The organism is Poseidonibacter antarcticus (assembly GCF_003667345.1).
GTDB lineage: Bacteria > Campylobacterota > Campylobacteria > Campylobacterales > Arcobacteraceae > Poseidonibacter > Poseidonibacter antarcticus.
Genome location: NZ_RCWF01000007.1, coordinates 109,859 through 124,737 on the forward strand (window position 1 = coordinate 109,859; position 14,879 = coordinate 124,737).

Below are 14,879 nucleotides of genomic sequence, written 5' to 3' on the forward strand. Positions count from 1 at the left end.
ATTTTTCCTTTTATTTAATTTATATTTTTTGTCTTATAATTATTTAGCTGTTTTTCTTTTTGGAATAACAACAGTATAATCTAAATCAAGTACTACATTTTTTAAGTACTTACCATTTTCATCTTTTGGATTAGTTATCTCATCAGATTTTTGATTTTTAATCGCAATTGTTCTTAATCGCAATAATCCAATATCTTCTCTTTTATGATCAATAGTTTCAATAACTTCAGTATAAGCATAAATTGTATCCCCTGCATAAGTAGGGTTAGCATGCGCTCCACTATTTATTGCATATATCCATTGTGCATTTTGTAAACCATTAAATGATAATGCTCTTGCCATTGAAATAACAATTCCACCATACATAAGTCTTTGACCCATTGGTGAACTTTTCATCATATGGTCATTGAAATGTACTTTTGCATTATTTTGGTATAACTTAGTTGCTAATGTATGATCACTATTGTCAACTGTAATACCTTCTGGATGATTTAATCTTTCACCAGCTTCATAATCTTCAAAGAAATATTTTCCACCAGTATAATCAGTATTTACACACTTGATTTGAGGAAGATTAATAGTATCTAAAATAGGTGTAGTTTTAGCAAAAGAAGGAACTTCATTAATAGCTGATTTAGTTTCCTTATCTTTTTTGTGAACCATAACCCATCTTTTGAAGTTTAATACTTCTTCATTATTTTGATTATAACCAACAGAGTGTACATAAACAACTCCACTTTTTCCACTTGAATTCTCTTTTAATCCAATAACTGTAGATGTCATAGAAACAGTATCTCCTACATAAACAGGAGTAGGAAATGACATTTCTGCATAACCTAAGTTAGCAATTGCATTTAAAGATATATCTTGTACTGATTTTCCAAATGTAAGATGAAACATTAATGTATCATCAATTGGTTTTTTACTATAACCCATTTCTTTTGCAACAACATCCGATGAATGTAATGCAAATCTAGAACCAGTAAAGGCAATGTATAAAGATACATCACCCTCACTAATTGTTCGAGGAAGTGGATGAATAATTTTTTGACTAATTGAAAAATCTTCGAAAAAATTTCCAACGTTAATTTTAGACACTTAACTCTCCTTATTTATTAAATAGGTTTTGACCTAATGATTTATATGTTTCATATAATGTAATCATTTTTTTAGCCCATTTAATTTTTGAAGAATCTACTAATTTATCATTATGTAAGATTACTTCTTTTCCTTCTTTATTTGCTTTTTCATAAGAAGCAATCATCTCTTCAAAGTCTTCAACTTCAGATTGTTTTGGTGTGAAAATATCATTGATATATTCAATTTGAACTGGGTGAATTAATGATTTACCATCAAATCCTAAGTTAAAGGCATCTTTAGTTGAATCTTCACAAGCGAATTCATCATTAACATCGAAGTGTGGTCCATCAATAACAGTTTTACCATACGCTTTTGCAGCAAGTGCAATTTGTGAAAGGTAATTAAACATTGCTTTAGAACCTTTTTTAATATCAATTTGAAGTCTATTTGCTAGTTTATTTGAACCAACAACTACAACTTCTACTCTTGAACTTGCTTCACAAATTTGATGAGCGTTTAATACAGCTAATGGTGTTTCAATCATAATCATTAAAGATAATTTTGGATCAACTTCATCTATTAATTTTACAGCTTCTAAAACATCTTCTTTTGTTTCAATTTTAGAGAATAATAATCCATCAAGTTCTAACTCTTTAGCTAATTCTAAATCTTTTACTATATCTTCACTTCCTAAGTTATTAATTCTTAGAATTCGTTCAGAATCTCCAAATTTAGAACCACTCTCTTTATAAACTGCTCTAATTGTATCTCTAGCTGGTTGTCTTTGTTCTTGTAAAATAGCTTCTAATTCAAAAATAACAGAATCAGCTAAAACAGATTTTGCTTTTTCTACATTATGTTTATTATAAGAAGGTACAAATAACATAGATCTTCTAGCTTTATATTCTTTAATTTTTTCACCAGTTACTCTTGCATGATATACTTCATGTAAATTTTTAACTAATTGTTTTCTTAGAACTTTACCATTTTTTGTTCTTGGATAATCTTTCATTCCAAAAATAGTTTTTGGTGCTTTATATCTAGCAAGATTTGCTTGTGAAAATGCTAATACTTCAGCTTCTTGGTCTTTTGTTAATTCTTCATGTCCAATTACAGCAATTGCTACAAGTACTTTATCTTTTCCAATTTCTAAACCAAAAGCAACACAATCAGCTACTAAAGGATGAGTTTTTACAACTCTTTCAATTTCATGTGGAGATACTCTAAATCCAAATGTATTAATAATATCATCTTTTCTACCAATGAACCAAATATAACCATCTTTATCTTTTTTAGCGTAATCACCTGTAAAGAAATAACCATTATGTTTAGCTTCTCTTGTTTCTTCTTCTAATTGCCAATATTCTAAGAATAAACCTGGATCATCTTCACCTATACAAATCATACCTTCTTCTTCAACACCAACTTCTTTAAGTGTATCAGGGTTTAATAATTTTACAGTATGTCCTGGTTGTACAAATCCAGCAGATCCAGGTCTAATTGGGTTATTAATTGAATGTGAAATATAGTAAGAACACTCACTCATTCCAATTGCTTCATAAATATCTTGTTTAAATCTATCTCTCCATAAACCAATCATTTCATCAGATAAATGCTCACCAGCAGACATACAATATCTTAATGATGGACAATCAGCAGCACCGAATTCAGTTTTTTGAATAATTTGTCTATAAATTGTAGGTACTCCAATAAAGATAGTACATTTATGTTTTTTAATTAATTCAATCCATGTTCCAGCATGATTAGCACCTTCATAAGCGATAACTGTATGACCATTATATAATGGATCCATTAATGCAGAACCTAATACATAAGTCCAGTTAAATTTACCAGAATGCATAATTCTGTCATTTTCTTGGAAGTTAAACCAATATTCAGTTGCAGGAGTTCTTCCAACAAGTGATCTATGTGAATGTAATACACCTTTTGGATAACCAGTTGTTCCTGAAGTATATACTAAATATGCAGGTTCACCTGATTTTGATTTATAATGATTAGCTGTTGTATCTGTATCTTTTAATATTTCAGAAAAAGAATAAACATTCATATCTTTTGGAATATTTAATCCTTCTGTAGAATCAATTCCAGCAACAATAATTGTTTTTAAGTTATCGTGATTTTCTAAGTAAGGTAATAAATTATCATACATACTTGCAGATAATACAATAGCACTTGCTTGAGAATCTTCAGCTAAATATTTAACTTCTGAACCTGATAATAGTGTTGAAGTTGGTACTGCAATAATACCAGCTTTAATTGCTCCAAAAAATGAAATAGGGTAAGCAAGTGAGTTTTTTAAACATACTAAAACTCTATCTCTTGGCTCAAATCCTAATCCTGTTAAGAAGTTACAAATTTGATCAGATTTTTGTGCTAATTCTTTATATGTTATTTCATCTGTACCTAATTTATCATCTTCGATGATCATGGCAGTACTATTTTCCTTAGCTGTTCCTACATGTTTAGATGTACAAGCAACACCAATATTTAAGTATTCAGGTACTTCAATTGTTACATTTGAACTCATTGTTATAACTCCTTATTAAATTTGACCGTATGGCCAGTTTTCTTTAAATGTATGTACAGGCATTCTATTTAATACCGATAATGCAAATATCTCATCTTCTTTACTTAAACTTCTAAGTGCATATGCTCTTAAAATATTTTGTAGTGCTTTTCCAAACATTGGTGGATCTAACATCTCACCTTTATATCTAATAGCTCCACTTAATAAAGCATCAGTTTCTATTGCTAATTTTAATACTGTAATATCATGTTCAAGTTCTTTAGGACTTGGTGTAAATGCAACTTTACAAACATTAATATGATTTGGTGTAATAACTTGTTTACCTGTTAATCCCATTGCATTTTCTCTTTTTGCATGAGAATAAACATGTCTAGATGCATCATCACCATGTAAATCTAACCATCTTCTAATGTCTTTTTTCTCAACACAATGATCAGGTAATGAGTGTGGTGTTAACATAACTTCAACTCCACCAATAACTCCAGCACCTTTAACTCTAGCTTCCATTGTAAGCATATTAAAGAATGTTTCTAACTCATTAATCCAACCTTCAGGTGTGATTTTATAAGCCATTGCTTTAGAGAAATCATGGATTCCAAATACAACATGTTTAACAGTTGCATGATCCATTAATCTATCAGCAATTTGAAGAGATTTTGGATGCTCAATAATTGGTTGAATTGTTAAATCACTACCAATTGATACTAACCAAGAAGATAAATCTCTGATTTCAGCAGATCCATAAACTTCTCCAGCTTTTGCTAAAACAATTACATCAATGTATTTATGAATTTGTTTTAACATTTTTAAATCTTCTTCATATTCGTCTGTTCTGAAAGGATTTATTCTTACTGCTATTTGAAAATTTCTCTCAGGAAACTTTGGAAGTTCTTGGATTAATAATTCTCTTGACATAGCTTTTTGTCTACAACCATCTTCTAAATCAAAAAGTACAGTATGTGCTTTTGTTTTATAAGCATGTTTTTGTAATCTCAATTTAGCTTGCTCCATACTTTCATATGTACCATCAAGTGGATTGAATTTAATTGGTGGGTAATAAATCTGAATACCAGGCCAGTATCCACCAAGAACTGGTGTCAAATCATCGTTTGCTGTTAATTTAGATAAATCTATTGCAGAAGTCATTTTTTATCTACCTTTCTTTTTATATTAATTTTTTTTGTTACTGTTTCTAACTATATAAGTATATAGAATAAAACTGATGTGAAAGTTATACACCATTTAAAATGAATTGTTTTTATGTAAAAAAAAATAGTGTTTTTACTTAAGCTTAAATTTAAAAAACTCTATTGAATCCCTTTAGTTAGGGAAAGTAAACTTAAAAAAATGGTTAAATTATGTAAAAAAGGTGTAAAAAATGTAATAAAATGAACTTATAAAAAGAAGAAAAAGTTGTAAATTTCGAAATTTTTTCGAAATTTTACTACTTTTTTATAAATCTTGTAAAAAATTGAGTGTTTTAAAATGCTCTTTTAAAAATGGTTCTGATACCTTTTTGAAGCTATCTTTATCTTGATATAAATTAATATAAAATTCAAAATCAATATTTCTATTTTTAAGAGCTTCTATTGAAAGTAGAGTATCATTTATTCCTCCAAGTTTTGAAGAAGTGATTAAAATAGCTTTACATTCTAATTTTTTTATTAAATCAATGATAAATAAATCTTTTTCAAGTGGAACCATTAATCCTCCTGCTCCTTCAATTATTAGAACATCACAAAATTGTTCTAAATATTTCTTTTTTTCTTTTATAAATTCTATATCTATTATTGTTTCACCTTTTGCTACATAAGGTGCAGCTGGAAGTTTAAATTGATAAGGTACGACATCATTGATTGTTACATTAAAAGAAGGATTTAGTGTTTTTACTAAATTTAGCATTTTTGTGCCATCAAGTGGAAAATTTACAACTCCTGTTTCAAAGGGTTTAAAATAACCAACTTTGAAACCTTTTTTAGCATAATGTTCTAAGAGTTTTCCACAAGCAAAGGTTTTTCCTACATCCGTATTTGTTGCACTTACAAATAGATTCTTTTTCATATTTCCTCTTTGTTTTTAATTTGTGGGATTATAACTAAGAAGGAATAAAATTTAATAGTTTAATATTTATAAAGCAAAGTAAGCAAAAGCTTACTCTGCTTCTTCATCTTCAAAAAAAGCAATTAGGGCTTTTTTATCAATTTTATTTTTTGCATTTTTATAAAGATTCTCTTCAAGTTGATTTTGAATATCTTCAATAAGTTTATTTTTTTTACTATATGGTAATAATAGCTCAAATAATTCTTTATCATTTTTTGCTTTTTTAATTAATCTTATAATATTTTTTTCTACTTTTTTATCTGTTTTTTTCTTAGTAAAAAATATAAATAAGGCTAATCCTACAAGTAAAATACAAATAGCTAGAATTATATATTTTGTAGTTTTATCTTTTTCTACATCTTGAACATTAGTATTACTTGAAACTTTTGGAATATTATTTGAAGTTTCAATTTTTACTTTTGAGCTATTTTGATTACTATTATTTACTTTTATATTTATTGCTTGTGAATGAATAGTTTTTACTTGTTTTGTATTTTTATCAAAATAAGTTAGAGTAAGTTCTGGAATTGTATAATCACTTTGTGAGACAAAGGCTATTTTTTGAGAAAAAGTACCTTTGTATTCATTTCCTTCAAAACTTGAACTGATTTTTGGCTCTTCTGCATAAGTTACTACATTATCAATATTTAGAGTATATTTTTGTATATCATCAATATTTCCAACACCTTTTATATTAATACTAAGATTAACTGGTTGATCTGCATTAACTTCATTTTTATCAACACTTGTTTCTAAGGTATAATCACCAAAAAGTTCAAGATTATTAGGTAAGGGTTTAACCACTAGATGTAAGCTATTTGAATAAACTTTTTGCCATGATATTCTATTTGTAACTGCATCAAAGAATGGGTCATTAAAAAAAGAATCATTCATAAAATCATTTGAAATTCTTCTTTTTATTTGTTTTCCAACATCTGCTTCTATTGAATTAAGGTCATACTCTCCTGCTTTTTGAGGAAATAAAATATATTTTTGTGTAAATACAATATAATCATTTTCACTACTTTTATCTGCTTCACCTACTTTTTTTATCCAAAAATTCTCAAGTTTTGGTTCATTCATTTGAAGTTTATCAATTCTTGAATCTAGTTTATACTTAAATACTACATCTAAGTTAATTGATTCTCCCACTTTTACTTCTTTTTTATCTGCTTTAATTTCTAATACAAAATCCTCACCATCTTTGCTGGCATTAGCTTTTATTACTGATATTTTTGCTACTCTTGTTTCATAAACTTTTCCATCGGCTTTTATTTTAAAAGGTGGGATAATAACATCTTCTTTTGGAGCAAAACTATATGTATAAGATACTTTCTTTGAATAATTACCATTTATATATGTTCTTGATGTAGATGAAGCTCTATTTAGAATATTATAATTACCTATTGTATTTATTTGTGGGAAAGTTGTATCATCAATATCTGATGTAATTGTAAAACTAGCTAGTTCACCTTCATAAATTGCTGGAGTATTAAGAGTTAATTTAACATTTGCAAATAATCCTGTTATAAAAAGTATAGTAAGTATAAATATTTTACCAAGGTTGTTTTTCATTATTATCTCCTTTTGATAAGGGAATTAAAAGTGTATTTATTTTTCTATCGTTTAGAAGTTTTTGCCACTTTCTTTCTTCCATATTACTAATTTCTTGTTTTTTATTAGATACATTTTTATCTTTATTTTCTTTTATATTTTGAGCTTTGTTTTCTTTGTTTTGTTTTTGTTGCTCATCTTGTTTCTTTTTATCTTGTTGTTTCTCTTTGTTTTTTTCATTTTGATTTTGACTATTCTGTTTATCTTGTTTATCGTTCTGTTGTTTTTTATCCTTCTTATTATCTTTTTTATCTTGATTTTTGTTGTCTTTCTTTTTATCTTGATTTTTGTTGTCTTTCTTTTTATCTTGATCTTTATTTTGTTCTTTATTTTGTTCTTTTTGTTTTTTCTTCAAAAGTTCCAAGTTATATTTAGCATCTTTATCATCTTTTATTTTTAAAGCTTTTTCATAACTCTCAATAGCCTTTTTGTTATTTTTTAAATTAGCGTAGGTATTTCCCATATTATAAAGCTTGTCAAACTCTAAAATTTTATTTGAAATTGAAGAATAAGCTTCTAGGGCTTCTTTATATTTTTTTGCTTTATATAAAGAATCTGCTTCATTAAATTTAGATTCATCCTTTTGTATTTTAGAAAAGGAATTGGCTGCTTTTTCATAATCTTTATTTTCATAAGCTTTTTTAGCATCATCTAAATGTTTAAAATCAAATATTGAAGCTTGTAAGAAAGAAACCAAAATACAAAATAAAACTATAAATATTTTCATGATTTTCTCCTAGGAAGTGAAAAAATTCCCATAAAAAATAGGATTATTGCTATTATCAATGGATAAAAAAACAACTCTTTTTGATCTTTGATAACATCTTCACTTTGTGTACTTGCTTTGTAATTATTGTTTATTACTTCGCTTAATTGTTTAATATCATCTTGATTTAATGACTGTTCCATATAAGCTCCATTTGTATTTAGAGCTAATTTTTTAATATCTTCATTTATTTTTACTAAAACTGCATTTCCATTATCATCTTTTATAATTCCACCTTTTTTAGTTCCGATATTATAAATATAAACATTGATATTATGTGTTTTTGCATAAGCTATTTCTTCATCAAACTTTTTTTTATTTCCACCATCTGTAAAGATTAATAGTATTTTATTTTTTTCATCTTTTAAAAGGTCATTTGTAACTTCTAGTACAGAGTTAATATTTGTTCCTTTTAGATTTAAATAATCAAAGCTTAAATTTTTAACCAAAAATTTTAAAGAATTAAAATCCTCAGTTAAAGGTGAAATTAAAAATGTTTGAGAACTAAATCCTACAAGTCCAACTCTTATATTTTTTAATTCATCTAAAAATGAAAAAAGTTTATTTTTCTCAAATTCAAATCTACTTGGATAAACATCATTTATCATCATAGATTTTGAAATATCAACAGCAACTAACATATTTACAAAACTTGATTTTATTTTTATTTCACCATTATTGATAATAGGTCTTGCAAATGCAAGGACAATAAAAGAAAAAGAACAAATCAATATAATAGCTCTTGTCTTTTTTGAAAATCTATTATTTTTAAATTCAATTTTGTCAAATACTTCTTTAGAAAATTGTCCTAAAACAAAATCTTTTTTTTGTCTTATTAAATAGATTAATGGTATCAACAAAAGAAGTAAATATAAAAACTCAATATTTTTAAAATAAAACATCCTTACTCCTTATTTACTATATAAAAATATGCTAGGAAAAACAAAAGAGCAAAAGCTAAGAAATATTGATAAAAATATGTTTTCTTTACATATTTATCAGCTTTTATTTCACTTTTTTCTAATTTATTAATTGTTGAATAAATATCTTTTAAACCTTGAATTGTATTTGCGTGAAAAAATTTCGCATTTGTTTGACTTGAAATTTCTTTTAATACTGCTGGATTAAAATCACCAACAGAGCCAACTCCAATAGTATAAACTTTGATTCCGTATTTTTTAGCAGTTTTTATTGCTACTTTTAGGGGAATTGTATTTGTATTATCCATTCCATCTGTTAATAATATTGCAATTTTGTTTTTTGATTTACTTGTTTTAAATAAATTTGAACTTAAAAAAAGTGCTTCATTTAAAGCTGTTCTTTGACGTCCTGCAATTCCAACATCTATTTTACTTAGTAATCTTTTTATACTATTCTTATCATATGTTAATGGAATTGCTACGTATGCAAAATCTGCAAAAATACTTAAACCTAAGCGATCATTTTCTCTTTTATTTACAAAATCTGTAACAATATCTTTTACGATATTGAATTTATTCGCTTCTTGCATTGAACCACTTGCATCTAAAATAAGTGATATTTCATAACCTTTATCATTTCTAACAACAACATTATCTTCTTTGATTGGTGAAGCTAATGCAATAATTAAAAATAAAATAGTTAAGAATTTTAAACTATTTATTAAAAGCATAGATTTTCTTGAAGCTTGTTGTAGTAAAGCTAAGTTAGGAAAATAAAAAGAGATTCCTTTTGCTTTACAAAATTTCAAACATAAATAAAATAGTATTAAAATCAAAAATGCATAAGGATATTCAAATGTATAATTTTCAAAAATCATTTAATCTCCTTTATTAGTTCTTTGATATTTCCTTCAAGTTTAATAGGAAGTTCATCTATATCTTTTTTATATTTATAGGCTTCAAGTTCTTTTTGTAATTTTTTAAATACTTCTTTATTTTCTTCATTTATGAAATATTGGAAATTTTCACTAAAAGTATAAACCGTATTTTTTGTATTGCTAAAATCAATCTCTTTTAGATTTTTTCTTGCAATTTGTTCAAAAGTTGGTTTTTTCTTTCTTCTTCTTTTATTTTTGTAAAGATAAATTATTAAGATTATGAAAAATATTACAAAAATAACTATAGACAATAAAATCCAAAGAGAATAATCAGGAACTTCAACAAGACCTTTTATATCTTTTAATCCTTCCATTTTTATCCTTTAATAATTTGTAAGAGTTTAAGAAAAATATCATCATCAGTATATATTTTTCCATAAGTAATTTGATGTTGAAGAAAATGTTCTTCGAGTTTATTATCTTGTTCTTCTAAAAGTTTTTTATATTTATTTGCAACACTTTTTGTAATATAAAATTCATTATTTTCAAAAGTATTAGGATTGACTAAATCATATTCACCATTTAATAAAGGATATTCTTCTAATCTATCCCTTACATTTAAAGCATAAACATCATTGTTATAAGAAATTTGACTTAAATCAACATTTCCATAAAAATCTCCAATAACAAATATTATTGAACGTTGTTTCATAAATGTATTTACATATTCACAAAAGCCAGAATAATCAACATCTTTTTTTACACATTCTATTTCCAAAGCATCTTTTACAACTTTATAGATAATTGAATCATCAAATGTTGGTTCATATAATATTTCATTTTTATTACTGTAAAAAATAGGGAAAAGTAGATTTTTATTTCTTGCTGAAGAAAAGCCAAGTAGGGCGATAATTTCTGTTGCAATATCTTGTTTAATCTTTACAGAACCAAACTTCATACTTCCACTAATCATAAAAGCAACAATTATATTTAATTGTCTTGTTTCATCAAAAACATTTACTTTCAAATCATTACTTTTAGCTGTTGCTTTCCAATTAATATTTTTAATATTATCGCCATAAGCATATTCTTTAATTTCTTTAAAATCTAAACCTTCACCTTTTAGAGATGTTAATTGTGAACCAATATTTGTATTGAAAATATTTCTTTTAGCTTTTATTGTTATTTCTTTTGCTTTATCATACATTGTTATTTTCCTCTTACTTAAGGAGTTTTTATTGATTCTAAAATCTTTTCAATGATATAATCAGCAGTAATATTATTTGCTCTTGCTTTGAAATTAAGTATTAATCTATGTCTTAATACACTTTTTATAACATAAGAAATATCAAGAGGTGTTACATAATCTTTTCCTCTAATCATTGCTATTGCAATACTAGCTTTGTATAAGTCAATAGAAGCTCTTGGACTTGCTCCATGTTCTATATATTCAGATATTTCAGAAACTCCATACTCTTTTGGATTTCTTGTTGCAAAGATTAATTTTGCCATATAGTTTTTTACTGCATCATCAACATGAATATCTTTTAAAGATTCTTTCATCTTTTTTATATCCTCAATACTTGCAACACTTTTGATTTGTTCAAAACCTTTAATTGCTACACGATTTACAATTTCTAGTTCTTCTTCTAAAGTGTTATATCCAACAAGTACTTTTAGCATAAATCTATCAAGTTGTGCTTCTGGTAGTCTATATGTCCCTTCTTGTTCAACTGGATTTTCTGTAGCCATTACTAAAAATGGATCAAGAGATTTAAATGTAGCATCAGCAATAGTGATTTGTCGCTCTTGCATTACTTCTAAAAGTGCAGCTTGAACTTTTGCAGGAGCTCTGTTGATTTCATCAGCTAATAAAAGATTTGTAAAAGCAGGTCCTTTTTTTATAATAAATTCACCAGTTTTAGGATTATAAATTTCAGTCCCTGTAATATCACTAGGAAGTAAATCAGGTGTAAACTGAACTCTTTTAAATTCAATTCCTAAAGCTTGGGCAAGAGCATTAATAGCAGTTGTTTTAGCAAGTCCAGGAACACCTTCTACTAAAATATGCCCATTTGCAATTAAGCCAATTAGAAGAGAATCAATTAGTTCTTCTTGTCCTACAATAACTTTTTTCATTTCATTTTTAATATTAGATATTATGTTATCCATTCTATACCTTTTAATTTGAATTAGATTTTATTTCTTGTTTTTATTAGATGGAAGTATAGTTTTTATATGTAAATAAATAATTAATGATAAAATAATTGTATATTAATAATTTGTTAATATAAATATATGATTATTTTATTATTGCTTTTTTGTTATAATAAGTAATTACAATTAAAAGGTTTGAAGTGAGTAATGAAATAGAAATACAATTAGATGATGAATTAGATTTACAAGAACCAAAAAAATATAAAGTTTTTTTATTAAATGATGATTATTCAACAATGGATTTTGTTATTGATGTATTAGTAAAAGTTTTTAGAAAAAGTCTAGATGAATCATCGGTTATTATGTTAAATATACATAATAATGGAAGAGAAATATGTGGCATTTATACACATGAAATAGCAGCTACAAAAGTTGGACAAGTTAAAAGTATGGCAAGAGAAAAAGGGTTTCCTTTAAAAGCTGTCATGGAAGAAGAATAAAATGATAAGTAAAGAATTAAGAAGTATTTTTTCCCAAGCAGTAGGTTATGCAAAAAATAGTAAACATGAATATTTAACATTAGAGCATATTTTTTTAATGTTATTACATGATGAGTCTATTGAAAACTTATTTGTAGATTTAGGAGTTGATAATAATAAATTATTTGAAGATACTAAAAAATATATAGATGAAAATACGCCTAAGTTACCAGAGGGAATTGATGATGAACCAATTGAAACAATTTCCTTAACTTCTACTATTGAGTATATGGTTGCACATATGCAAACTAGTGGTAGAGGAAATGCAAATGTAGAAGATATGTTTGTAGCTATTTTAAAAGATGAAAAGTCTTATGCCCTTTATCTTTTAAAATCTCTTGGTATTGAAAGAATTGATATCTTAGAGGAAATTTCACATAAAGAAGAAGATGAAACTTTATATGAAGATGAGAATGAAGAAAAGAAAAATAAGGTATTAGATAAAAATTCAGCTGAATTAGTAGCAGTTGCTAAGAAGGGTGAAATTGATCCTGTAATTGGTAGAGAAAAAGAGATTTCAAGAGTAATTGAAATTTTAAGTAGAAGAAAAAAGAATAATCCTATTTTAGTAGGAGAACCAGGTGTTGGTAAAACTGCAATAGCTGAAGGTTTAGCCTTACAAATTGCCCAAGAAAAAGTACCTGAGTTTTTATTTGATGCAAAAGTATTTTCACTTGATATGGGTTCTATGATTGCAGGGACTAAATATAGAGGAGATTTTGAAAAGAAATTAAAATCTTTATTACAAGAAGTTATAAAAGTTCCAAATGCAATTTTATTTATTGATGAAATACATACAATTGTAGGTGCAGGAAGTGTTGGTGGTTCTGCTATGGATGCTTCAAATATTTTAAAACCAATGCTTTCAAATGGAAAACTTAGATGTATAGGAGCAACTACATTTGCTGAATATAGAAATGATTTTTCAAAAGATAAAGCTCTTAGCAGAAGATTTGCAAAAGTTGATGTTGAAGAGCCTTCAATTGAAGATTCTATTTTAATCTTAGATGGTTTAAAATCTAAATATGAAGATTTCCATGGAATTAAATACTCAAAATCAGCTATTAGAAGTGCAGTTGAGTTAAGTAAAAAATATATTACAGATAGATTTTTACCTGATTGTGCAATTGATGTTATTGATGAGGTTGGAGCTTCAAAGAAAATTTCTTTAGTGTCAACACTTAAAACAAAATCTAAAAAGAATATAACTATTACACAAATTGATGTAGAAGATACAATTGCAAAAATGGCACATATTCCTGCAAAATCTGCAACTAAATCTGATTTGACTTTATTAAAATCATTAGAAAAAAATATGCAAAAAAGAGTTTATGGTCAAGATTCTGCAATTACTACAATTGTTCAATCAATTAAGAGAAATAAAGCAGGATTGGGTCTAGATAAAAAACCAATTGGATCTTTTCTGTTTACAGGACCAACAGGTGTTGGTAAAACTGAAGTTGCAAAAGAATTATCATTACAACTTGGGGTGCATTTTGAAAGATTTGATATGAGTGAATATATGGAAGCTCATACAATTTCTAGACTTATTGGAGCACCTGCTGGTTATGTAGGATTTGAGCAAGGTGGATTATTAACAGAAGCTATTAGAAAGCATCCTCATACAGTTTTATTACTTGATGAAATTGAAAAAGCTCATCCTGATTTAATGTCTGTGTTACTACAAGTTATGGATAATGCATCATTAACAGATAATGCTGGAAATAAAGCAGACTTCCAAAATGTAATACTAGTAATGACTTCAAACTTAGGTGCAACAGAAGCTAATGTTATGGGATTTGCAAAAGATGATAATCTTAATGAAAATAAAGCTATTACAAAATTCTTTGCACCAGAGTTTAGAAATAGACTTGATAGTGTAGTTTCTTTTGAAAGTTTATCAATTGATATTGTTACTAAAGTAGTTGCTAAATTTATTAGTGATTTAGAAGAGCAATTAAGTGATAAAAATATTAAGATTAATATTACAGCTAAAGCTAAAAAAGAACTTGCAACAATTGGTTATGATAAAGCAATGGGTGCAAGACCTCTTAATAGAGTAATTTCAGATAAAATTAAAAATGTTTTAACAGATGAAATTTTATTTGGTAAACTTAAAAAAGGTGGAATTGTTAATATAGACTATAATGATGACTTTATATTTGAATATATTGTGTAAAAACACATTTATTATACAATTATAATCTAGTATATTTGGAAATTAATTACTTTCTTAAGTTAAAGGAAGTACACTTTAAAATTATTTATAAAAGGACT

Annotated in this window: 13 protein-coding genes; 2 read left to right on the forward strand and 11 right to left on the reverse strand. The window is 26.4% G+C overall.

Annotated elements, in window-relative coordinates; translation table 11 throughout:
• Positions 1-39: 39 nt before the first annotated feature.
• From D9T19_RS09870 to D9T19_RS09920, 11 genes are all read right to left on the reverse strand, one after another.
• Entirely contained in the window at positions 40-1,098 is a 1,059-nt protein-coding gene (locus tag D9T19_RS09870; RefSeq protein ID WP_121628069.1) for a MaoC family dehydratase, read from the reverse strand.
• Between the two features lie 10 nt (positions 1,099-1,108).
• Positions 1,109-3,628: an aldolase/citrate lyase family protein gene (locus tag D9T19_RS09875; protein ID WP_121628070.1), complete on the reverse strand. Its 2,520-nt coding sequence runs from the start codon at positions 3,626-3,628 to the stop codon at positions 1,109-1,111.
• A gap of 15 nt (positions 3,629-3,643) precedes the next feature.
• Positions 3,644-4,774: an HpcH/HpaI aldolase/citrate lyase family protein gene (locus tag D9T19_RS09880; protein ID WP_121628071.1), complete on the reverse strand. Its 1,131-nt coding sequence runs from the start codon at positions 4,772-4,774 to the stop codon at positions 3,644-3,646.
• Between the two features lie 306 nt (positions 4,775-5,080).
• Positions 5,081-5,689 (reverse strand): dethiobiotin synthase, encoded by a 609-nt coding sequence (gene bioD / locus D9T19_RS09885; RefSeq protein WP_121628072.1) that lies wholly within the window; start codon positions 5,687-5,689, stop codon positions 5,081-5,083.
• 90 nt (positions 5,690-5,779) lie between these two features.
• Positions 5,780-7,303, reverse strand: a complete 1,524-nt coding sequence (locus D9T19_RS09890; protein ID WP_121628073.1) for a BatD family protein — start codon at positions 7,301-7,303, stop codon at positions 5,780-5,782.
• Complete coding sequence (locus tag D9T19_RS09895) at positions 7,284-8,069, reverse strand: tetratricopeptide repeat protein (protein WP_121628074.1); 786 nt, start codon at positions 8,067-8,069, stop codon at positions 7,284-7,286. Before D9T19_RS09895 ends, D9T19_RS09890 begins: the two co-directional genes overlap by 20 nt.
• Positions 8,066-9,010 (reverse strand): VWA domain-containing protein, encoded by a 945-nt coding sequence (locus D9T19_RS09900; protein ID WP_121628075.1) that lies wholly within the window; start codon positions 9,008-9,010, stop codon positions 8,066-8,068. The genes D9T19_RS09895 and D9T19_RS09900 overlap by 4 nt, the downstream gene beginning before the upstream one ends.
• A gap of 2 nt (positions 9,011-9,012) precedes the next feature.
• Positions 9,013-9,906, reverse strand: coding sequence for a vWA domain-containing protein (locus D9T19_RS09905; RefSeq protein ID WP_121628076.1), 894 nt, complete (start codon positions 9,904-9,906; stop codon positions 9,013-9,015).
• Entirely contained in the window at positions 9,903-10,280 is a 378-nt protein-coding gene (locus D9T19_RS09910) for a hypothetical protein (protein WP_121628077.1), read from the reverse strand. The genes D9T19_RS09905 and D9T19_RS09910 overlap by 4 nt, the downstream gene beginning before the upstream one ends.
• Positions 10,281-10,282: 2 nt before the next feature.
• Positions 10,283-11,113, reverse strand: coding sequence for a DUF58 domain-containing protein (locus tag D9T19_RS09915; RefSeq protein WP_121628078.1), 831 nt, complete (start codon positions 11,111-11,113; stop codon positions 10,283-10,285).
• Positions 11,114-11,130: 17 nt separating this feature from the next.
• Positions 11,131-12,078: an AAA family ATPase gene (locus tag D9T19_RS09920; protein ID WP_121628079.1), complete on the reverse strand. Its 948-nt coding sequence runs from the start codon at positions 12,076-12,078 to the stop codon at positions 11,131-11,133.
• Between the two features lie 185 nt (positions 12,079-12,263).
• Between D9T19_RS09920 and D9T19_RS09925 the strand changes: the two genes are divergently transcribed.
• Both D9T19_RS09925 and clpA read left to right on the forward strand, forming a co-directional pair.
• Positions 12,264-12,563, forward strand: a complete 300-nt coding sequence (locus tag D9T19_RS09925; protein ID WP_121628080.1) for an ATP-dependent Clp protease adaptor ClpS — start codon at positions 12,264-12,266, stop codon at positions 12,561-12,563.
• Between the two features lies 1 nt (position 12,564).
• Positions 12,565-14,781, forward strand: a complete 2,217-nt coding sequence (gene clpA, locus D9T19_RS09930) for an ATP-dependent Clp protease ATP-binding subunit ClpA (RefSeq protein WP_121628081.1) — start codon at positions 12,565-12,567, stop codon at positions 14,779-14,781.
• Positions 14,782-14,879 lie beyond the last annotated feature (98 nt).